Consider the following 20,572-nt stretch of genomic DNA (forward strand, 5'->3'; position numbering starts at 1 on the left):
TTTTTACTGCTCCTAGGCCAAACCTAGTGTACAATGTTTTAAATTTGCGTAGGTGCGAGGGAAGCATACGTTCTTAGCGTCTTGGTAAACTCTAATTTCGCGCTTTTCCTCGCATTTTTCAAAAATGTCCAGTAGTATGGCTTGAGGTAATGGATATTGATGGCAAATTTCAACTATTTTTATCTCATCTTCTTGTAGTCCTTCAAGGGAGACTCCCTCATCGTCCACGAAGTAGTTCGCCCATTTTGCCAGATCAGGGAAGTATTTAGGAGTCATTTCGCTCTGCTTGTTTTTTTAGTGGATAAATTTTGCTGTCAATAAGCAATGGGGTTGGTAGTAAAACTCAAACAACAATTCCAATTATCGTTCACCACTCTTATGCAACTTTGGATCCTCCTTCGCGGCAATTAACTTTTGCACGGCAATATAAAGGAAATTTTCCGGCCTTAAAACAGCGAACCGCTCCCTTTCCTCCTCTTCGATGTCCAATGCAAACGCGTGGATGAAATAGAGTTTATGGGTATCCTTGTCCAGCAAGTAGTTCAAATCCTGATTGCTTTCCTTTTTGATCGTACCTATTTTACGCATTTGCTGGCCATCCAATTTATAGAGGCTTGTATCGGCATTGGCCACAAAATAGGACTCATCCTGGATCGAAAAATAGCGAAACTGGTCATCAAACTGTTTCTCCACAGGGATACTTTTTTCTTTTGTCCAGTTGTCATTGGCTCGGTTTGCTTCGATGCCCTGGTAATTGGGGCTATGCCAGGCTGTGTTTGTAAAGCGATAGAGGTGGAGCGTGTCTTCAAAAAGGATGGGCATGAGTATGGTGCGATCGGATTGCAGGGCCCAATCGTAAAGTACTGTTTGCGGGTTATCCATAAGCCAAAAGCGAGAAACAATGGAAGAAACTCCATTGAAATTTTCCGTTATGCAATGTTTATAGGTTGGAGGAGAATAAACTTCATGGTGTTTTCATTTTGACTATTCATCACCTTCTAGTTTTTGAGTCAAGTTATTTTTCTTCAAGAAAGATGCGACCTCCATAAATTTTGTTGTATATTTTATGACAAATCAACCCATATATTAACCCGGAAAACAAATCAATAATTAACAAACAAACCACTAAAAAGTAACGATTGAATTCATACGTATCTGCATTTTTCAACAATGAAGATGGAAAACGAGACGCCAACTTATAATGTCCCATAAAAAGGGCTTCAATACATATCATCAATAAACTGATTGTTATGATTTTTCCTTTTGCATCAATATTTTTCAATGTAACCATATATAAAATTACATTGAAAAATAAAGCCCAAATGGGGCATATCAGGGCAATATAAATAGAAAAAAATGTCAACAAAGTGTAAAACAAAAACTTAAAATTATAATCATTTACAGGAGCAATGTATGTTTGAATATATATCATAATACTTCCAACTATGAAGAGCTGAAATAATTTGAGAAAATATGATGCAGTAAAAAAATACAAAAGTAGTTTCATTTGCAATTGATTGAAGTTTAAGGTGTATTGCTTTTATTATTTCAGCGCACTAATGAACTCAAGGTCAATTTCTTTTGAGCCATTTTTGAGCAGTAAGGCATTCAATTGAGTTGCCAAATTATAAAGAATCAATAATCTAACTTTTGTCATTCTTGGCATATCAAAAGAGATAATGCCATATTCTTCAGAAAAGTAGGCTACCACATTAAAATATTTGCCTTTTTCATCATATTCAGTTAATGCTTGAACTTTCGGACTTGAATCAGGAAAATTAGAGTAATATTCTTTACCTGAACCAGTATCTTCATACCAAGTGAAATGCGTACCCTTATCTATTATGTCTATCCACTCAGATTTGGAGATTCTATTTTGAATTCGGTTAACAGACTTGAATTTCTCCTTTGCAATTACAATGTAAAGCATTGTGATAAATTTTACAGATGTCTTTCTAAAGCGCTTCAGACCTTATCCTTAAATGTGCTATCTACTGAGGTGTTTCTCAAGTGCCTTAAGTTTCTTAGGTGGTGAAAAAACACTTTACCACCTAAAAAACTTGAGACACCGCAGTAGCGACAGCCTCATCACCTTACCAAATTCACTTCCCCAGCCTTCGGATACGTACTCCCATTTTTCATCCGCACCACGCTCGAGAACACATACAATCCAATCGGCGAAGCTTGCCCCCGCGAAGTCCCATCCCAACCTTGATTAGGGTCATTCACCGGAATATTGGTCCCCTCAAACACCAAGTTCCCCCAGCGGTCAAAAACCCGCAAATATTCCAGGGCTTCGATGTCGTCGCCCCCATAGCCACTGAAATAATCGTTGACGTCATCCCCATTGGGGCTGAAGGCATTGGGGAAATACGCCTCCAATTGCCCAGCTACCAAGACCTGAATTTTGTCACTCACCTCACAACCTGAACTGTCACTCAGCAGCAGGGTATAGGTGGTCGTAAAGGCTGGTTCCGCCTGGGCATTCAGGCTTTCTGCTGAAATCAGCCCGGTCGGTGGCGACCAGGAAATTTGGCTTGGATTAAAATTGAGCTGCGGTTTAAAGGTCACCGTTGCGCCCCTACGCAGTGTAGTATCCGGGCCTAGCTCCAGACTCAAGTTACGCGGAGATTGAATGGTGATCGTGGTATCAAAACCACAACCCGAAGCATTGCTGATGTTCAACGCAAAAGTCCCCGGATTTAAGTTTCGGACGGTAAGCGGTGGATTGTTGAAACGCTGGATGGTATTGTTCAGCGTCAGGGTAAAGGGGCCTTGCCCGCCTGTGACGTTGCGCAGCGTAAAGACGCCTAAATCACCCGGACACAGTGGATTGATCACCCCCAAACTGACACTTAAAGCCGATGGATCTACGGCCAATACCAGGCTGTCCTGGGCGGAACAGCCAATGGCGTCGGTTATTGTAACGATATACGTACTAGGTGCCGCGTTGCGCGGATTGGCCTGACCATTGAAGCGGCTGACGTTCCAGGCGTACTGGAATGGCCCGGTACCGCCCGTAACCGTGGTATTGAGGTGGCTACTGCCACAATCGGCACGGGCAGCGGCAATGTTTATGCTGAGGTTACAAGGTGCTTCGCTCAAGGTCGCTTGGGCTAGCGCGTTACAACCATTGCTATCCGTTAGGGTAATCGTATATGCGCCCGCCCGTAAGTTGGGGATGGTAAATGCTCCGGTATTGCCAATGCTTTGATCGCTGCCGTTGGGGCTCCAGTTGATGCGGTATCCAGGCGTTCCACCAGCATAAGTCAAAGCAATACTTCCACCCGTTGGTCGGGCTGGAGTAGGTTGGCTGGCTGGAGCGGCGGCCAGCGTGAGTGGTGCTGGATTGCTCAGGGTGACGCTCAGTGTGTCTTTACAAGCAGCAGCATCGGTCAAAATCACCGTGTAAGTTCCGGCGGCTAGTGCAGTTGGGTTCGCGCCACTCAGTGCGGGGTTACTCCAAGTGTAAGCCACTAGGCCATTATTGCCCGTAACCGCCACTTGAATACTCCCCGTCGTTGTGCCGTTACAATCGGGATTGATGCCCTGGGCTGTACCGACCAATTTACATTCAATGTTTTGCAAGATGAACCCACAAGTATCCGTACAGCCATTCGCATCGCTGATGCTCACGGTATACCTACCCGCAGCTAAATTGCTAAAGGTAAAGGTATCTACACTGCTTTGTTGCATTTGCCCAGGACTAGGGCCACTCAACTGGATGTTGCGCTGGCCAGTGCCACCCCGAATGACTACCCGAGCGCGCCCATCACTACCACCCACGGTACTGGGCTGATTGACGACGGAGCAGTTGGTTTCGAGCGGGAGCGGATCGGTAAGGGTCACACTTGCCGTATCTCGGCAGAGCTGGACATCGGTAACAATCAATTGGAACGCACCACTCGGCAAACCCGTCGCCTGGGGATTGCCATCAAAACGATTGTCGCTCCAATCGTAAGTGAATGGCCCAAGGCCACCAGTTATGCTGCTTTGAATACTGCCCTGACTGGCACCCGCACACAAATTATTGGTTGGGTTTAAACTCAAGGCGAGGTTACAAATGGGGTCATTGATCCTAAAATCACAACCTTGCACCGTACAGCCATTGGCATCCAACAAAGTCAGGCGGTAATCGCCTTTGCTCAAGTTGTTGACGGTAAAACTATCTACACTCAAATTGAGAAAACTGTCGCGTTTTGCGCCGCTCAGGATCAACTTGTAGGGCCCGGTTCCGCCCGTAAACCGTACGGTGATGCGGCCATTTTGCCCACCAATTGTTGTTGTTGGCACTGGCGTTCCACAAGCAAAACTCAAGGCGCTGGGTTCCGCAAGTACCAGGGTATCAATCCCCACACATCCAATTGAATCACTCACTACCACTGAGTACATTCCTGCACGCAGGTTGCGAGCTGTCGCCTGACCATCGTTGGTATTGTCACTCCAATCGTATTGAAACGGTGCTTTGCCCCCATTTACTGTGACGGTGATTTGGCCATTTGTTGCGCCATTACACAATGGAGCAACCCCTTGCAGTTCCAGCACCAAATTGCAGGTAGGTTCGCTGATGCTGAAGGAACAATCCAGTTGACAGCCATTGATGTCGCTGATGTTGATGGTGTAAGTCCCGGTCGATAACCCCGTCAAATCCACACTTCCGCTGTTGCCTTCGGTACGGGTGCTGCTCACGGGGCCTTGAACGCGGATAAAATAAGGCGCGATGCCCCCGCTGAAATTCAAGCGGGCAATCCCTTCACTGCCATTGACGGTGATGACGTTGCGGATGGTTTGGCAAGTAAAAGCCAGCGCTGCGGGCTCTTGCAAAACGGTATCCAGCACCAGGCTACAATTGATGGCGTCGGTGATGGTAACTTGGTAGGCTCCAGCAGCGAGATTGGATAAGGTGTCATTGTTGGAGCCACCATTGCTCCATTGGAAGTTATAGGGTGCCGCTCCCCCAGTTGTTACCGCGATCACTTGCCCATTGGTCGCTCCCTGGCAAGCTGGCGCCTTGGTCAACAAACTGGCTTCCAGGCTACATATGGGTTCCCTAATGGTAAAGCTGCAAGAATTTCGACAGCCATTGACATCGATAAAATTGGGCGAATAGGTCCCCGGAGGCAAACTGCCCAGCGAGATGCTATCGCCACCACTGGCCGTAACACTACCCGGTTGTGAGCCACCCCAATCCAGGGCAATCGTTCCTGTTCCACCCGGGTACTTCAATTTGGCACGCCCGTCGCGGCCTCCCACGGTGGTAACGTCCGAAATAACCTGACAATCTACAACAATAGGTGGGGGCTCAGTCAGGTCGATTTGGGCGGTATCGGCGCAGCCCAGGTTGTCGGTGAGGGTCAGGGTATAGGTCCCTGGGCCCAAGTTTTTCAAGGTGTCGCGGGTAATGGTTCCGGCGCCGTTGCTCCACACATAGCTGTAAGGTGCCCGCCCATTGCGCACGGTTGCGGTCAACACACCATCATTATCCCCGTTGCACAAAATCCTTTTGACGGTAACGATGGTGGCAATCAAAGAACAAGCGGGCTCACTCATGGTTAGCAAACAAGAATCGACACAATCATTTTGATCCCTCAATTCGATGCGGTACTGGCCCGCGCTTAGTCCGGTGATGGTGGTATCACCGCTGCGGTTTAAGATAAAACTGCCCGAACTTTTTCCTGACCAACTGATGCGATAGGGTAGGGTGCCCCCATTGCTGGTAATCCTGGCAATGCCATCCGTACCACCCACCCGGGTAACCGCGCTTTGTGGCGCACAACTCAGCATCAAGGCAGCTGGTTGGGTAAGGACGATGGTATCACTGGCCCGACAACCAACATTGTCAGTTACGGTAAAGGAATACCTGCCCGGCCCTAAATTGCGTGGGTTGAACTGGCCATCCAGGGTATTTTGGTTCCAATCGATGCTCAGTGGGGCTTCGCCACCAGTGCTGCTCACGTCAATTTGCCCATTGGCCACACCATTACAAGTTGGGTTGACAGAGGTACCGTTCGCAGCGAGGGTACAATTGGGTTGGGTGATGGTAAACTGACAGGAATCCTGGCAACCCAAACTGTCCGTTACCAACACCTGATAGGTTCCGGTACTCAATCCGGTCAGGATAGTCGTGCCCGCACTTAGGCTATCGCGGAGTTGAATCACCGGGCCATCCAGGCTGAGCTGGTAGCGGGTGGTGCCGCCACTGATGCTGATGCGTGCTTCGCCATCGGTGCCGCCCACTTGTGTTACGGCTTTACTTACAGCACAGGTCAAGGCAATTTTGGTGGGTTCAATCAGGGTGACTGAGGCGATAACCTCACAGGCCGTGCCATCAGTGACGGTGACTGTATAAGTTCCTGGCCCTAGGTTCGCGGGGTCTTCTATGCCATTCAGACTGGCTTGACTCCAGCGAATATTAACCGGAGGTAAACTGTTGTTTATTCTTAAATCCAGCGCACCATCGTTGCTGCCATTGCAGGAAATCGGTTGTTTGATGTCCAGACCAATTTGTGGCCCGGGGGTGATGCTGACCCGGTAAACTTGCTCTGCGCTACACCCTGCTTTTTGATCAAAAATAAAAAAGTTGCCACTGAAGCTCAAGGTTTGCCCGGGTAAAAAACGCGTGCCCGTGCCATTGGGGCCACCGTAATACGCCACATTGGGGCTCAGGTTTTTGCCCGTAATCAGGGGCAATTGTAGGCTACCACAGGCAGTAGTATCGCGAAGGCTGTCGATTTGGGGAGGGCTGATCGTGTCCAGCAAAAAGCTGCGCTCGTTGGAACAGCCTGGAACTTGATCAAAAGTGTAGAGGCGCAAGTCCCCACTTAGGGTTTGGCCAGGGGTGTATTTTGTTCCGCCCCCATTTGGTGCAGTATAATAGGCTTCATTGCCACTCAGGCTGGTGCCGCTGATGTTCGGCAGGGTGTAGCTGCCACAAATTTGTACATCTACAATGGTATCCAGACTCGGGCGGTCTACGATGGTAACGATGAACGTATCCTGGTCAAAACAGCTGGCAGTGCCCGCATATACAAACAAGGTTTGGCTGTTGCTGAAGTTTTGACCCGGACTGAATCGCAGGCCTCCACCCAAGGTTTGGGTATAATAAGCCGCATTGCCTGTAAGGTTTTTCCCGGTGATGGCAGGCAATACCAAACTGCCACATCTGGTGGTATCCCGGATGGGGTCTAAAATGGGCGGACTAATCGTATCCAGCAAAAAGGTCCTTTCACTGGTACAAGTGGTGATGCGATCAAAGGCGTACAGGCGCAGGTCTCCGGGGATGCTTTGACCTGGCAGGTATTTGGTGCCGCCGCCATTGGGTGCGGTGTAATAGGCTTCGTTGCCGCTGAGGTTGGCACCACTAAGTACAGGCAAAGTATAGGCGCTGCAAGTTTGTACATCCACAATGGTATCCAGCCTCGGGGTAGCAACAATTGCGACGTTGAACGTATCCTGATCAAAACAGCTCGCCGTGCCCGCATACACAAACAAGGTTTGTGTGCTGCTGATGCTCTGCCCCGGGTCAAAACGGGTGCCAGCCCCCAGCGTTTGGGTATAATAAGCGGCATTGCCCGTCAGGTTTCTGCCCGTGATCGCAGGCAATACCAAAGTGCCACATACTGTAGTATCCCCGATGGGATTCAAAATGGGCGGACTAAGGGTATCCAGCAAAAAAATTCTCTCGCTGGTACAAGTGGTAATGCGGTCGAAAGCATAGAGGCGCAGGTCTCCGGGGATGCTTTGACCTGGCAGGTATTTGGTGCCGCCGCCATTGGGTGCGGTGTAATAGGCTTCGTTGCCGCTGAGCCCAGTACCCCTTAGCATCGGCAAAGTATAACTGGAACAAACCTGCACATTTACGATGGTGTCCAGCCGGGGTTGAGCGACAACGTTGATTTTAAAGGTATCCTGAGCAAAACAACCAGTGGAGGTACTGTCGTAGGCGAATAAAATTTGCGTGGTATCGATGCTTTGGCCGGGGAGGAAGCGGGTGCCGCCGCCGCGGGTTTTGGTGTAGTAAGCGGCATTGGCGGTCAGGTTATTGCCTGTGATCAGGGGCAAAGTGTAAATGCCACAGATGGTTGTATCTCGAATGGAATCGATACTCGGGGATGTTTGAAAGGTAACGGTAAAGGTTTCCTGATCGCTACAACCACCAGAATTGTAATAAGCAAATAGAGTTTGAGTGCCCGTGATCACTGCACCCGGCAATAGGCGAGTTCCGGTACCATTTGCCCCCGTGAAATAGGCTTGAGAGCCATCCAGAGGAGTACTTGCCGTGATGGCAGGTAGCGTAAAACTATTCCCACAAATATTTGAACTGACGATGGGATTGATGTTGGCAGAATTGCCTACGACTACGGTGACATTCGCTGGTGCGAAGCAGGGGTCAGTGGGGGTGAAAATTATGTTTTTGTTCCCAGCAGTATTGATGGTTAGTCGATTGTTGACAACTCCGGTACCTGACCAGTTTCCAGCTTGCCCGCTTTGAGTTGTGTTGAGGAGCACCGAAGAAGTGCTAGTACAATAAGGGCCAGGAGCGCTTACTGTAATGGTAGAACGGGGACTGACAGTTACTGGTATATTCGTCGCCAGTGCACATTGCCCGGCACCTGGGGTAAAACGCAAGGTGCGAGGTCCCGTCCCTCCAACTCCGGTGTTAAGATTCACATTGAACGTCACACCTGTGCCTGACCAGCCACCTACGATGCCATTGTCATCTGTTGTTGGCAATTGAACGATCCCCTGACCTTGGCAGTAAGGCCCTAAAATGGCAAAACTTGGGGTTAGCGGAGCTGTAACTTCAGCAGTAGTAGTTGCCAGAGTCGCACATTGGCCCGCTGAAGGGGTAAAAGTGAGGTTTTTTGTGCCAGCTATGGTCGTACTCAATCGGTTACTCGTCACATTCGTTCCTGACCAATTGCCATTGACCCCATTTTGGCTCGTGGGCAAGTTGATGTTACCTGAGTTCTGACAGAAAGGGCCAAGGTCATCCAATACCGCTGGACCAGCCTGATCTACTTGTACTTCTATCGTGTTGGGAGTGGCGCATTGGTTGGCATTTGGTGTAAAAGTGAGCGTATGAGTGCCAGCACCTGCCGTATTAGTGTTAAAATTTGTACCCGTTACTCCTGGCCCTGACCAGACCCCAGTTACGCCATTCTGGTTGGTAGCAAGTGCCACATTTCCCCGGGTGGTGCAAAAGGGGCCGATATCATTCAACATAGCCTGACTAGGAGTGCCGGTGATGCGAATGTTACTTATTCTTACATTCTCATCTCCAGCCCAGGTTTGAGTATAAATTTCTAATGAAACAATATCTCCTGCGTTAACGGGAATTCCACTTGCACTAATTATACCCATTTGTTGGTTGTTCCCAGCTCCAATTAAATCACTGTATACTTCTACATCATTAACCATAAATCGCACCCAGAGGAAATCCCAACATGGGGTGCAACCATCTGCCGCCGCACTTGCATCAGATGTCGGATCCCCCGCACAACCAAGCCCAAATGAGCAGGCACTAACTGATTCCATTCCATTAGGATCAGAAGTGGAAGTTCTCCAAGGCAAACTAAATCTAAAAGACAGTGTAAAGTCGACCGACGAGCAATTTGCATTAAATGGGCCAAAAATGTCAGTAGTACGAGCATCAGTGTTTCCTCGCGTGAATCCAGCCACATTATTATAAATCACCGTCTGTCCCCATCCCATCACCGGCCAAGCCAACACCAGCATCAAGACACTCCGCAACACCAACAATCGATAAATCTGAGTATTGAACATCATTTTTTCCATCAGTTTTGGGCGCATGTGATCAGCATGCAAAGCATTGGTCTTTCCAGTAGTTGTATGGCCAACACTTAAGCGATTCAAAAACTTCATCGTGACATTTTTGTGCGGTAACAAAAAAAGCGCTGATAGGAGAACGTACGTAGAATATGGTTGAAAAGGACTTAGAGCTTGTGTAAGCTCCTGCAAAAATTGCTAAAAAAATTGGGGTGCTTTAGCTGAGCAGCATTATTTTATTGTAAACTGGATGCTTATCGTCAAAAAGTAGACATTCTGAGGTTTCAAGGCATGGAGGTCAATTCCGCCAGTACCAGTTTAAGACCCTGCAAAACTTCAGCCTCAAAATTAACAAAATCAGCGCTCAAGTCCTGCGGATCAAATTCTTTTTTGGCGCGTTCCATTTGTTCGGCACGGGTGCCTAAATGCCCCAGACCGACCATTTGAAAAGAAGGTTTGATCTTGTGCGCTTTGGCAGCAAAGGATTTCCAATCCTCGGCTTCCAATAATTGCCGCATCTGCGCCAGCTCGTTGGGGATCGTTTGTACAAAAATTTCAAAAATTTCATGCATGTACCCGGTATCACCTTCGTACAACTCAGCAAGTTCGGTTCGGTTCAAGGAAAGGGTAGTGGTGCTTGGCGTTTGGGGTGAAAAGCCGGGAAAAATTTGCCGAAAAACTTCCTGCAATTGTTCAGGCGTAAAGGGTTTGGACAAGTGTTGGTTCATCCCTGCCTGGAGTGCTTTTTCTTTTTCATCCAACAAGGCCGAGGCCGTGAGTGCAACAATGGGCACCTGCTGATTGGCGTTTTGGGAAGCATTGCGCAGGCGCAAGGTGGTCTCGTAGCCATCTAGATTGGGCATGCGAATGTCCATCAAGATCAAGTCGAACACTTCCTTTTCGGTAGCTTGTAGTGCCAACACGCCATCAGCAGCAGCAGTGTAGGTTAGTCCCCACTTCGACAAGAGGTTTTCCAAATAACGCCGATTCATGGGGTTGTCCTCGACAATGAGCGTGTGTAAGGCGTTCGTTTGTTTAGGCTCCCCAGCCGGTTCTGATTCTACCTTGTTTAACACTGGATTTTTGACTGGTTCAAAAGGCAACAGAACTCGAAAACTACTACCCGTGTCCAGGGTGCTCTGCACGTCTATCTTGCCACCCAACAGTTCTACAAGTTGTTTGGTGATGGGCAAACCCAAACCCGCACCGTCCCGCGTCCTTTTTACCTTTCCAGCTTGGTTAAACCGTTCAAAGATGAAAGGCAATTGTTCTGGCGAAATCCCCATCCCGGTATCATTTACAGTAAACTCAATCCAGTTTTGCCCCTCAATGAGGTGCGTAGCAGCGGTACACCGAATATAACCTTGTTCGGTAAACTTGAAGGAATTGTTGATCAGATTGAGCAAAATTTGATTGAGAAAAGTAGGATCGGTACGCAGGTACTGCGGCACCTCGGGTGCAATCTCGCACTGGAATTCAACCGGGCGTTGCGAGAGTCTGAATTCAAAGGTTTTGCACATGGCCTTCGCCATACCAAAGAAGTCGAAATCCTCAAGCTGGGGCTCCATTTTGCCCTGCTCGATTTTGGAGATGTCTAGCACATCACTGACCAGCGCATGTAACAAATCAGCAGAGTATTGAAGCGTGTTGACGTATTCTACCTGCTCCAGGCTGAGCTGTGTATCGTACAATAAATTGGTCATGCCCACAATGGAGTTGATCGGATTGCGGATTTCGTGGCTCATGTTGGCCAAAAATGCCTTTTCAGCGTCACGGGCTTGTTCGGCTTCCTGGCGGGCGCGTTCCAAATCGGCCTGCAACAATTTTTGCTCGGTAATGTCCAGGTGGATGCCTAAAGTGCCCGACAGATTGCCCAGCTCATCGTAGATCGGGGTATTGTTGATCAGGGTCCAGATGATGCTGCCGTTTTTTTTGAGCACAGGGGCTTCCCAAATCACCGATTTTCCTCGTAAAAACTTGGCTTCTTCTTGATGGGCCTCGCTTATGAATTGGGGCGGAGCAAACAAAAGTTTGGGGTCATGTCCAATCAATTCCTCCTCGCTGTAGCCCACCATTTCACAAAAACGGGGGTAAGCCCGCACGATTTTCGCTTCGGAACTGACCTCTAAAAGGCCCAATTCCATGTTTTCCATAATCCCCCGGTACTTTTCTTCACTCTTGCGGATGCGTTCGCCGAAGAGGGTTAGTTCCTTCCGTGCCTGTACTTCCTCGGTAATGTCTCGAGAAATGGAATGTGCCTCAAAAAATTTGCCCTCCCGGTAAATGAAACTGACCCGCTGGCCCAGCCAAATCTCACGTTGCCAGGCATTTTTAACCGGAAACTCTACGTAACTGGTGGCCAAACCATTGCGGATTTGTTCCAGGTATTGAAGGCGGGTGGGCTCGGCATAATCGTCGCGAATGAGTTCTGCATAGTGGATGCCCAGCATGTCGGCTAAAGGGAAACCCAATAATTTTTCTGCGGCAGGGTTGATGAAGCGGAATAGTCCCTGATTGTCGGAAATGAAGATGATGTCTTGTACACTATTGACAATCTCGTTGACGTAGTGCAGTTCTTTTTTTAAGGCATCTACCGAGCTGAGCTTCGATTGCAGCGCTTCATTTTGTTGGAGTAAATGGGCCGTAAATTGTTCTTTTTCTAAAAGTAATGCTTCTGCCCGTACCCGAGCAGCTCTTTCTTCCAACAATTGCCTTTTATCAGTGTCCAATCCTGTCTCCATCCTTACGTTTCCTCAATTTGCTCAAAATTAAGGAACTGACTCTAAAAAATGGGTTAAATGCTCAAAATTTTTACCCTTTGTCACCTCAATAGTAAAACCGCGCCACTGCGACTGGCCGTTTCACCATCGACAAATTCTACATCAGCCCGCCAAACATATAGCCCTTGTAAAGCTGCTTTCCCCCGAGTGCTACCATCCCAGCGGGTTTCGGAGTCATTCGGGCTTGCGTTTTGGGTGCGAAATACTTCGTTGCCCCAGCGGTCAAAAATGCTCAAGTGGACAATCCGCGCCACGCCACGATCGCAGAAGAGGGTGAAAAAATCATTCTCGCCGTCGTCATTGGGCGTAAAAGCATTGGGGGCAAAGGTGTTATGACGGGGAATGACTTCAAAAACAAACACGGTAGAGTCCACACACCCCAGCGCACTACTGGCGATCAGGGAGTAAGTGCCACTCCTCAAGGGCTGCGCAAAAGGCTCAGCGCAGTCGCTGCAACTCAAACCATCTGCTGGAGACCAACGATAGGTGCCAATCGTCTGGTTGGCGCGGGGGCTCAATCGAATGCTGTCGAACTGTTTGAGGCTGATTTTGTCAAACTCCTCCAGCTCAAAAGCGACTGGATCAGTCAGGGTTACACTGCGGCTGAGTTTGCAGGCCGGGCTGGCTTGCACAGTAGCCTGATAGGTGCCTTGAGGCAAACCAGGAAAGGTATTTCCGGGCTGAAAATCTTTGCCATTGAGGGTATAGACCAGTGGGCGGTTCACCCCACTTACGTTGGTGATCCTGATGCTCCCGTCCTTTCCTTGGGCACAGTGAGGATCTGTACCCGTCATGGTACCCATCAATTCTCGCGCCCGCACGACGAGGCTGTGACTGGCTGGACAACCGTGCACCGAGGTGACCGAAACACTAAAAGTGCCGGGTGTTTCAATACTAATGGTATCCGTAGTAGCTCCAGTTGACCATTGGTATTTTGCAAAATTGCCTGCGTCGAGGATCGAAAAGTTTTCGGGGCAAATGATGCTGTCTCCCTTGATGCGATAACGACTCAAATCTTCGATGATGATGTGGTGCACCACAATGCTGTCACAGCCCTGGGGCGTTTTGAGCACTACTTCGAAGTAACCCGAATCGCGGTAAACCTGGCCAGCCAAGGTGACTGAGCCACCCGGACAAATGACAATTTCTTTGGGTTTAGGGGCTTTTTTTTGTTCCAAGACCGTGGAGTAGGAAAAATAATTGCAAGAAGGATTACTCAACTGCGTCGCGCTAGCCGCCGCCGCGAGGCGAAAAGTTTGCCCCTCGCGCGGTTTTTCAATGTCGATGCTCAAATTATTGGCACCGGCAATTGGGGCCCAGGTTTTGCCCTCATCGGTACTACGCTGCCATTGGTAAGCGAGGGTCTTAGGGTCGTTGATTTCAATGGTGGGGGTGAGTTTAAACAAATCACTGACACAGATGTAGCTGGTATCGGGCATTTTGATGACCGGGCCACAGGGTAAAAAAGTGATGTTGTCCAGGCCAATGTCGTTGCCCAGTCCGCCGGGCGCGTTGTTGCGCAGCGAAAGAACAATCTGCTGGGCATCGGGAGGTGTGGTAAAGGTAAAGCCATAGGTATGCCATTGAGCGTCCTGTACCACTTCTCCACTGCTGTACTGTTCTTTGCCATCTACTAAAAAAGACAGGTTGGGCTTGATGTAAGTGGTGAAACTGGGCAGCATCAGGTTGATGATGTCTGCCGAAAATTGATAGGTCGTATTGCCACATACGGTTACTGTATCCTGATAAAACAAGCCGGGTTGGAAACTCGCATTGACGACCATGAAGTAACCATTGGGATCGGCACTGCGGTCTTTGGTTTTTACCCAGGATGTAGCAGAAAAGGAGCCCCAACTGGCATTGCCATTGGTGATCACGTACAAGCCATCGTTGGGCGGAGTGGAGGCGCTGTAGCGGTAGCCCGGCGCAATGCCAGGGTCGGTTCCCAACACATTGGCACTGCCACTGCCAAAATCTCCCCGTGTGAAAATATTCCCACCCAGGGAGCCTTTACATAGGCCTTGTTGGGCAAAACTAGACTGAATACTTAGGCTAAAAAGCACCAAGGTGATGGCGATCTGAAATTTGGCGTTCATTGTGTTTTGTTGTGATACTCAAGCTGACCTAAGCAGTGGGCAAAAATAAGTGTTCATTTTTTTCGAGCCAAAGAATTAGATAAGACACTTTAAATGAACCGTTTACTTGTCTAATCTTTTGGCAAAAGGAACACTTGTTTTTTTATTGCCCTAAGGTAACTGAAACTGGGGGATTTTTTGCTGGGCGAAAAAACAATTCAACCGGAAGCAGGCAAAGCTGCCCTGAGAGACACCAAAAATTCCCCTTTTGTTCCTTCTCCGACAATATTTACCACAGAGTCGGCATTAAATCAAAAACTTTCTATTTTTACATCCACATGACAATTCGCAATCACGATTATTTAACCTATTCTCAAGATATGAAATCATTAATCCTGACTTTTGCAGTAGCCCTCGTCGCTACTTTGAGCCTAAACGCTCAAGCGCTACAATGTTCTCCCGAAAAGCCAATTGCTGGCGAAACCGTTACCCTCTCCTACGACCAAGACCAGACGATACTTGCCAATGAAAAAGAACTAAAGGCCACTGTACTCTTTCTGAACAACAACCCGACTGGAGATCGCTTCCACATTGAAGACGTCAATTTTGTACAAGAAAAAGGCGTGTTCAAAGCCAACCTGACCATTCCTGCCAAAGCCAACCTCTTTTACATTGCCTTAGCCAATGAAGTGGAGGGCGAAAAAGACAACAATGGTGGCAAAGGCTACGGATTCAGCCTGTATCAGGCCGATCGCAAAGCCCTATTGCCCGGTGTAAAAGGCAACCTTGGTTTGATCAAAGGCCGTTACGGTTATTATGCCAATGCTGATCGCGATGTACCCGCCGCACTTGCGTTGGTAAAAGAAGAATTTACCAGCAATCCCGCTGCCCGTAAAGACGCAACTTTGCTTTCTTTTTTCACTGCGGAAAGCAAAAGAGCTAAAGATGAAGCCGCCTTGGCCGAAGCCAAAAAGATGGCCGAAGCCATTACCAACGACAAAAAAGCCACAGAGCAAAACTTGTTCAATGCCTACCAGGTATACAAAACCCTGGATGACAAGGCTATGCTGGAAACTGTAGGGAACAACATTCGCAAGAAGTACCCCAAAGGTATGCTGGTGCGGAGTGAAAAGATGGAGGCGGTCAGTATGGAAAAAGACTTGCCTAAAAAAGTGGCCTTGTACGAATCACTGGCTGGGTTACCCTTTTCCCCTACCGAAAAAAATGCCTACACCAGCCTCACTTCGGTGATTGCTAGTGGGTATTTGGGCAAAAAAGATTGGGCAAATTTTGAGAAATACCTCAATCAAACCACCGACAAAAACCGCAAAGCCAACCTGTTGAACAGCGCAGCCTGGCAATTGTGTGGCGAAGGCATTGTCAAAGAAGTGAGTAAAGAGGATGCAGAGCGTTCGGCCAAATACTCCAAACAATCCATCGACCTGATCAAATCTTTACAAACTTCAACAGATAAGGCGGATGTGCCAGCTTACGCTAGCGCCAAACAAATGAAGGATAACCTGAAAAGCGCACTCGGCATGTTCTCCGATACCTACGCAGTTTGCCTCTACCGCACGGGCAAATACGCCGAAGCGCTGGAATACCAGCAGGTTTACAACGAAACCCATAAATTCACTGACCCCGAAACCAACGAACGTTACTGCATCTACCTCGAAAAAGCCAAAGGTGGCAAGGAGGCTGAAGCCATGTTGGAAAAACTGATCACTAGTGGCACCGCTTCAGAGGGAATGAAAACACAGTTTGTCCGCTTGTTTCAGGCCAACAACAGCCCCGAAGTCGCCGCTCAGCGCTACCTGGCCAACCTGGAAGAGGATGCCAAAGCCCACAAACGGGAAGAGCTGCGCAAAAAAATGATCGACAAGGAAGCGCCCGACTTCAAACTGCGCAACCTCAAAGGGGAAGAAGTTGCCCTGAGCAGCCTGAAAGGAAAAGTAGTGATCCTCGACTTTTGGGCAACCTGGTGTGGACCTTGCAAAGCCTCTTTCCCTGGCATGCAAAAATCACTTGAAGCCCTCAAAGACCGCAGCGATGTAGTTTTCCTCTTCATCGATACCTGGGAAAAGGGTGAGAACAAAGAAAAAGCTGCCGCCGAATTCATCGAAAAAAACAAGTACAGCTTCAACGTACTGATGGACAATGATGATAAAGTGGTGGGTAGTTATAAAGTAGAAGGTATCCCTACCAAGTTCATCGTGGGTAAAGATGGCCGCATCAAATTCATGAGCGTTGGCTTCAATGGCACCGAAACGCTGATTGAAGAAGTAGCGGCCATGATTGATCTGGCAGCTGAGGTGAAACCTTAAACTCATTTCGGGTTTGGGATTTGGGATTTCGGTTGGTGCGTTGCTCAAACCGAAATCCCAAATCTGAAATCCCTCGCGCAATACAAATATTTATTCCAGCGTTTTGCTTGTGCAGTTGTGAAACCGAAGTAAAAACCCTATCTTAACTGCTGAAAATTGTATCCAAGTTCACAGTAATGTTAAACTTTGGCTTTACTTGAATTTTTCAGGGCTTTGGGCATTACAGTTATTAAGAGAGTTGTGTATACTTGCAGCACAATTTCAAAAAATTCATATTTGTTTTCAAGCTTGTTTGAGTTGCACGGGTAAAAGCAGCAAAAATTCAAACAAGTTCGTACTCAAAACCGATTATTAACCCTCGCTATCTATATGAAAAACTGGAAATCAATACTTGCGTTGGGCCTGCTGATCTGGGGGGCAACCATTTTGCAGGGGCAAGACATTCACTTTTCGCAGTTCTACATGTCACCGCTCAATCTCAATCCGGCGATGACTGGGGTGATGAATTGCAACTCTCGTGTGGCTGTAAACTACCGCAACCAATGGGGCAGCGTGCTGCGCTCCAATTCCTTCCGCACCTATTCAGTCTCTTACGACCAACGCATTCCGGTTGGCCGTTACGACTATTTTGGGGTAGGAGGTACTTTCTGGGGTGACCGGGCTGGTGAAGCCAATTTTGCTACCCTGACTGGAAAAATCTCTGGCTCTTACTCCAAACAAATCGCTGGTAGCCGCAAAAAAGCCAGTTATTTGGTGGTGGGTGCCGAAGCTGGTTTGGCTCAACGCAGCCTCGACTTCCTGAATCTACGCTGGGGTACCCAGCACGACGGCGAGGGTGGCTTCGATCCATCTCTACCTTCTCAAGAGGACCGTTTTAACCGCGACAATTTCCTCTTTGCCGATATGGCAGCAGGTTTGTTGTATTTTCACCGCAATGGCAATAAAAACGTATACATCGGCGGTGCTTTTCACCACTTGAATCGGGCCAATCAATCCTTTGATACTGAGGGTGAAGAAGACCCCATCTTTAGCCGCTGGACGGTGCATGCGGGTGGCGAGTTTCCTACTTCCAGTGGAAAAATGGGGATTCTCCCTGGTTTCATCGTGATGCGTCAAGGGCCCTCTTTTCAGGTGAACGCTGGTGCAAGCCTTCGTTTTATGTTGGATCAGACAAAGGACAGTTATCAGGCTTTTCAGTTGGGTTTGTGGGGCCGTGTGGCCAACAAACTGGAACAGGGTTACCTGACCGACGCCATCATCGCCTCTACTCGATTTGATTTCAACGACCTGAGCCTTGGTTTTAGCTACGACATCAACGTATCTCAACTCAAACCTGCTTCCAATTCACAGGGGGCTTTTGAGTTCAGCTTGATTTATAAAATTTGTGGTTTGGAACGCCGTGGGGTGTACTGTCCGAATTTCTAGCACCTATAACCCACGACTAAAGTCATGGGTTAGGGTTGTGGACACGCTTTACCCACGAATAAATTCGTGGGTTGCGCTCCTTAATTTTATCCCTTAAAAAAGGCCTCCCGGAGCAAAAAAATACTTGCGGGAGGCCTTTTTTTATTGGGGTTCTACAGTGTTCAAGTTCATCCAGGAGTGCAATTGCCATTTTCTTTCTATCTTGTGACTTTGATTTTTATGACCGATTATACCAACAACGCAGCTGGACACTGAATTTCAGTTTGAGGCGTTATAACAGTCATAATCATTCGTAAACCAAAATTGAACGCAATGTTTAGCAGTAAAGATTCCAACAGCAAGCCACGCAATGGATCTGTTGCTCCGGTGAATCCCAACGCCTTCAATAGCCTGGTACAGGGCACTGTAGTTGAAGGTACGGTACGCTCCGAAAGCGACATCCGCGTTGATGGCTTAATCAAAGGAAAACTCTTCTGCGACGCCAAAGTGGTGATTGGCCCAACTGGCTCAATCGAGGGGGAAATCCGCTGCGCCAACGCAGTGATAGAAGGTAAATTTGAAGGGACCATTGTGGTAGCAGAATTGCTCAACGTCCGTGAAAATGCGGTAGTGAGTGGGGAAGTAACCACTGGAAAATTATTGGTTCAGTCGGGAGCGGTCTTCAATGTAACCTGCAACATGGGCAGTCAGGCACCTGCTGCTAAAGCGAGCTCAGCCCCGCTTGTCGCCAAAAAAGAAGATGAAAAAGGAGTCAAAGCACCCAATAACTGATCCAAAGGATCCATCTGACACTTCCAAGGGGAAAGCCGCATCCAATGTTTACCTTAAATATTCGGGTATGGCTTTCCAAATGGGTATCATTATCCTCATCGGCGCTTTGCTGGGGCGCAAACTCGACACTTATTTTCACAGCCCCAAACCCTGGTTCACCGTAGCACTTTCCCTGTTGGCCATTTTTGCCGCCTTGTATACCACCCTCAAAGATTTGTTGCCTTCGAACAAGAATCAGCCTCCGCGCTGACATTTGCCTTCCTTTCAAATAGACTAATCGCATAATTATGCATCTAGCGCATTAACTCATAAGTTTCACCACACTCTGGCTTGCTCTTTTGCAGTAAGACTTCGTTGTAAAAAACTTACAGAGCTTAGGCTATGCGCGTTTTTTAACGCCTCTTCTTACTGCAAAATAGCTGCGCTTTAGCGTAGTTCACCTTATAAGTTAATGCACTGGGTTTTGTACTTTTGTAGTTGAATTCAATTTTCAACTGCATAGACATGAATCAATCCCGTTTTTTGCTGTATTTGGGCATTGTGTCGGCGTGCACAGCACTTGGGGTGTTTTTACTCAATTTGCTGCCCGGGTTTCAGGTACACGCAGCGTTTGCGTGGGGTACTTTTGCCTTTTTTGTCCTGTTTACCCTGCTCGCCTTTTGGTACGGAAATATGGCTGCCCGCAGCACCAACAAGCATCAATTCACCAACGCCTTCATGGGCTTGACCATGATCAAAATGTTGTTTTCCTTGATGATTGTGGTCGGGTATTTTTTTCTGGCCAAACCCGCTGATAAGTTATTCATCGTGCCATTTTTTGGCATTTATTTGATTTACACCGTTTTTGAAACCGCCCTTTTGATGAATTTGGGCAGAACCCGCTAGTTTTTATGCAAACACCAAATTATAAGGTATCCGTTAACGGTCAGGTGGTGCTGGAAAATGCAACCCAAACCGGATTGGATTTCATTCGATTGGACGAGCAGTATTTCCATGTGCTGCATGGCGAAAAGACCTATTTGGCCACTTTGGAAAAAGTAGATTACCACGCCAAAGCTTTTGTCTTTCGGATCAATGGAGAAGTGTATGAGGTGAAAATTGCCGACCAGTTTGACCAGATGGTTGAGCGGCTGGGTTTGCATACCCAAGCAGCAGCTAAGTTCAAAGACTTGAAAGCTCCTATGCCCGGCCTAGTGCTGGAAGTAATGGTAGAGGCTGGCCAAAAAGTACAAAAAGGCGACTCTTTGCTGATCCTCGAAGCCATGAAAATGGAAAACGTGCTGAAATCACCCGGCGATGGGGTGGTGAAAAAAATAAAAGTGGAGAAAGGTGCAGCCGTGAATAAAAATCAGGTGCTGCTGGAGATGGAGTAGAGACGCACAGCCGTGCGTCTCTACCCTTTGCCCAA

The 20,572-nt window shown here is 48.1% G+C and carries 13 protein-coding genes; 6 read left to right on the forward strand and 7 right to left on the reverse strand.

The genetic code is table 11. The features are described from left to right. Positions 1-12: 12 nt before the first annotated feature. The 7 genes from ACEW9O_RS01205 to ACEW9O_RS01235 form a co-directional block, all read right to left on the reverse strand. Positions 13-276 (reverse strand): hypothetical protein, encoded by a 264-nt coding sequence (locus ACEW9O_RS01205; RefSeq protein WP_373548289.1) that lies wholly within the window; start codon positions 274-276, stop codon positions 13-15. Positions 277-360: 84 nt separating this feature from the next. Beyond that, complete coding sequence (locus ACEW9O_RS01210) at positions 361-882, reverse strand: hypothetical protein (RefSeq protein ID WP_373548290.1); 522 nt, start codon at positions 880-882, stop codon at positions 361-363. 133 nt (positions 883-1,015) lie between these two features. Continuing rightward, positions 1,016-1,507 carry a hypothetical protein gene (locus tag ACEW9O_RS01215; protein ID WP_373548291.1) on the reverse strand — a complete coding sequence of 164 codons (492 nt, stop codon included), beginning with the start codon at positions 1,505-1,507 and terminating at the stop codon, positions 1,016-1,018. A gap of 36 nt (positions 1,508-1,543) precedes the next feature. Then, on the reverse strand, positions 1,544-1,930 hold the full coding sequence (locus ACEW9O_RS01220) for a hypothetical protein (RefSeq protein ID WP_373548292.1): 387 nt from the start codon (positions 1,928-1,930) through the stop codon (positions 1,544-1,546). A gap of 158 nt (positions 1,931-2,088) precedes the next feature. Continuing rightward, positions 2,089-9,885 carry a gliding motility-associated C-terminal domain-containing protein gene (locus ACEW9O_RS01225; protein WP_373548293.1) on the reverse strand — a complete coding sequence of 2,599 codons (7,797 nt, stop codon included), beginning with the start codon at positions 9,883-9,885 and terminating at the stop codon, positions 2,089-2,091. Positions 9,886-10,073: 188 nt separating this feature from the next. Next, positions 10,074-12,530, reverse strand: coding sequence for a PAS domain S-box protein (locus ACEW9O_RS01230; protein WP_373548294.1), 2,457 nt, complete (start codon positions 12,528-12,530; stop codon positions 10,074-10,076). An 80-nt stretch (positions 12,531-12,610) separates the two neighbouring features. Then, positions 12,611-14,665, reverse strand: coding sequence for a gliding motility-associated C-terminal domain-containing protein (locus tag ACEW9O_RS01235; protein WP_373548295.1), 2,055 nt, complete (start codon positions 14,663-14,665; stop codon positions 12,611-12,613). Positions 14,666-15,024: 359 nt separating this feature from the next. Here ACEW9O_RS01235 and ACEW9O_RS01240 point away from each other — a divergent pair, with 359 nt between their 5' ends. The 6 genes from ACEW9O_RS01240 to ACEW9O_RS01265 all read left to right on the forward strand — a co-directional run bounded on the left by ACEW9O_RS01240 (position 15,025) and on the right by ACEW9O_RS01265 (position 20,537). Next, the gene (locus tag ACEW9O_RS01240) at positions 15,025-16,968 is read left to right on the forward strand and encodes a TlpA family protein disulfide reductase (RefSeq protein WP_373548296.1); all 1,944 of its coding nucleotides are present in this window, start codon (positions 15,025-15,027) and stop codon (positions 16,966-16,968) included. A gap of 369 nt (positions 16,969-17,337) precedes the next feature. Next, the gene (locus tag ACEW9O_RS01245; RefSeq protein ID WP_373548297.1) at positions 17,338-18,393 is read left to right on the forward strand and encodes a PorP/SprF family type IX secretion system membrane protein; all 1,056 of its coding nucleotides are present in this window, start codon (positions 17,338-17,340) and stop codon (positions 18,391-18,393) included. A gap of 312 nt (positions 18,394-18,705) precedes the next feature. Further along, positions 18,706-19,164 (forward strand): polymer-forming cytoskeletal protein, encoded by a 459-nt coding sequence (locus ACEW9O_RS01250; RefSeq protein WP_373548298.1) that lies wholly within the window; start codon positions 18,706-18,708, stop codon positions 19,162-19,164. Next, positions 19,133-19,414: an AtpZ/AtpI family protein gene (locus ACEW9O_RS01255; protein WP_373548299.1), complete on the forward strand. Its 282-nt coding sequence runs from the start codon at positions 19,133-19,135 to the stop codon at positions 19,412-19,414. Before ACEW9O_RS01250 ends, ACEW9O_RS01255 begins: the two co-directional genes overlap by 32 nt. A gap of 254 nt (positions 19,415-19,668) precedes the next feature. Further along, complete coding sequence (locus ACEW9O_RS01260; protein WP_373548300.1) at positions 19,669-20,049, forward strand: hypothetical protein; 381 nt, start codon at positions 19,669-19,671, stop codon at positions 20,047-20,049. A gap of 5 nt (positions 20,050-20,054) precedes the next feature. Then, a complete protein-coding gene (locus ACEW9O_RS01265) occupies positions 20,055-20,537 on the forward strand; it encodes a biotin/lipoyl-containing protein (RefSeq protein ID WP_373548301.1) in 483 nt (160 codons plus the stop codon). Positions 20,538-20,572 lie beyond the last annotated feature (35 nt).

The sequence above is a fragment of the Haliscomenobacter sp. genome, from assembly GCF_041740695.1.
Taxonomy (GTDB): Bacteria; Bacteroidota; Bacteroidia; order Chitinophagales; family Saprospiraceae; genus Haliscomenobacter.

Bases quoted from the DNA above. Each gene is read 5' to 3' on its own strand.
- ACEW9O_RS01205 (WP_373548289.1), bottom strand. From the start codon at position 276: ATGACTCCTAAATACTTCCCTGATCTGGCAAAATGGGCGAACTACTTC.
- ACEW9O_RS01210 (WP_373548290.1), bottom strand. From the start codon at position 882: ATGGATAACCCGCAAACAGTACTTTACGATTGGGCCCTGCAATCCGAT.
- ACEW9O_RS01215 (WP_373548291.1), bottom strand. From the start codon at position 1,507: ATGAAACTACTTTTGTATTTTTTTACTGCATCATATTTTCTCAAATTA.
- ACEW9O_RS01220 (WP_373548292.1), bottom strand. From the start codon at position 1,930: ATGCTTTACATTGTAATTGCAAAGGAGAAATTCAAGTCTGTTAACCGA.
- ACEW9O_RS01225 (WP_373548293.1), bottom strand. From the start codon at position 9,885: ATGAAGTTTTTGAATCGCTTAAGTGTTGGCCATACAACTACTGGAAAG.
- ACEW9O_RS01230 (WP_373548294.1), bottom strand. From the start codon at position 12,530: ATGGAGACAGGATTGGACACTGATAAAAGGCAATTGTTGGAAGAAAGA.
- ACEW9O_RS01235 (WP_373548295.1), bottom strand. From the start codon at position 14,665: ATGAACGCCAAATTTCAGATCGCCATCACCTTGGTGCTTTTTAGCCTA.
- ACEW9O_RS01240 (WP_373548296.1), top strand. From the start codon at position 15,025: ATGAAATCATTAATCCTGACTTTTGCAGTAGCCCTCGTCGCTACTTTG.
- ACEW9O_RS01245 (WP_373548297.1), top strand. From the start codon at position 17,338: ATGAAAAACTGGAAATCAATACTTGCGTTGGGCCTGCTGATCTGGGGG.
- ACEW9O_RS01250 (WP_373548298.1), top strand. From the start codon at position 18,706: ATGTTTAGCAGTAAAGATTCCAACAGCAAGCCACGCAATGGATCTGTT.
- ACEW9O_RS01255 (WP_373548299.1), top strand. From the start codon at position 19,133: ATGAAAAAGGAGTCAAAGCACCCAATAACTGATCCAAAGGATCCATCT.
- ACEW9O_RS01260 (WP_373548300.1), top strand. From the start codon at position 19,669: ATGAATCAATCCCGTTTTTTGCTGTATTTGGGCATTGTGTCGGCGTGC.
- ACEW9O_RS01265 (WP_373548301.1), top strand. From the start codon at position 20,055: ATGCAAACACCAAATTATAAGGTATCCGTTAACGGTCAGGTGGTGCTG.